1 protein-coding gene and 1 pseudogene are annotated in these 1,013 nt (G+C 58.5%); one reads left to right on the plus strand and one right to left on the minus strand.

Features of this window, described 5'->3' with window-relative positions; genetic code table 11:
* A pseudogene (locus C458_RS03695) lies at positions 1–520 on the plus strand (hypothetical protein); the annotation flags it as partial.
* Here C458_RS03695 and C458_RS18345 read toward each other — a convergent pair.
* Positions 495–1,013, minus strand: a 519-nt coding sequence (locus C458_RS18345; RefSeq protein ID WP_204366116.1) for a hypothetical protein, incomplete at its 5' end; no start/stop codon positions are given. The pseudogene C458_RS03695 and the gene C458_RS18345 overlap by 26 nt on opposite strands.

Consider the following 1,013-nt stretch of genomic DNA (forward strand, 5'->3'; position numbering starts at 1 on the left):
ATACTACGGTCAGGGCGCGGCCATGCTCGCGTCAACCGGTGCTTCCGGGGATATCAATGCATCGCACACTATTGCAGTCGGAGACGGCTCGGGCAATCCGACGGTGCTTAATGGAACATTGTTCTACACCGGAGATGACGCATCTGGTGGCTGGGATACTGGTCAGACATACCGATTTTCAGATTATAATGGAACCTTCTACATGGCTGTTCAAGATGGGGCCAACGGCACGATTGTTGACCTCTCCACATATGGGTCGCAGTTTGAAATTTTAGAGGCTGTGAACACCCGGACAGGGGAGACGATGAACACGACCAGCCCCCACAAGTACCTCTACAACTCAACGAACGCAAGCTCCCTCGCGGACGAAATCGAGCAGTTGCGACAACTCAGAAGGCAGTATGAGGCCACCGGAACTGGTGGCGGTGGTGGCGGCGGTGGCTTCGGTGTTGGAACCGAAGACCGCGTTATCATCGTTGCCGCGATTGTCGCGCTCATCCTCGTCTCAACCCGGAACTAACCCCACCGATTCCCAATTTTTCGGACACCATGCGCCGAATAATCACCACACTCATAATCCTCATCGCAGTTGTATCGCCCGCGCTCGTCGGCACGGTCGCCGCGACGAACGAGACAGCGACCGCCACGCCGAGCACGCCCGAATCAACCCAGACTATCGAACTCTCCCCGACGACTCGAATCAAATCGTGGTCGTTCTCAAATGGGACGTTCTCGCTCGTCGTCGAGGCGGATACTCCGACTCGAATCGCAATCACCGACGCCGGGACTCTCTCCCGAATCCTGAGCGAAGGAGACGGCTCGGGCGCGGGGAAAGCCCGCGTTCGGCGCATGGCCTTGACCCCCGGCGAGACCACCGTCAATTTCCGCGCCGAGGACTTCAACGGCGCGTCGGCAATCACCGTCACCTCATCGAATGCGGACGGTATCGTTGCTATCCGGTCTGACGCAGTTAGGGCCGCGAAACCCCCCGTCGAATGGGGCACCGTCCAGTC

Source organism: Haloferax sp. ATCC BAA-644, from assembly GCF_000336975.1.
Taxonomy (GTDB): Archaea; Halobacteriota; Halobacteria; order Halobacteriales; family Haloferacaceae; genus Haloferax; species Haloferax volcanii.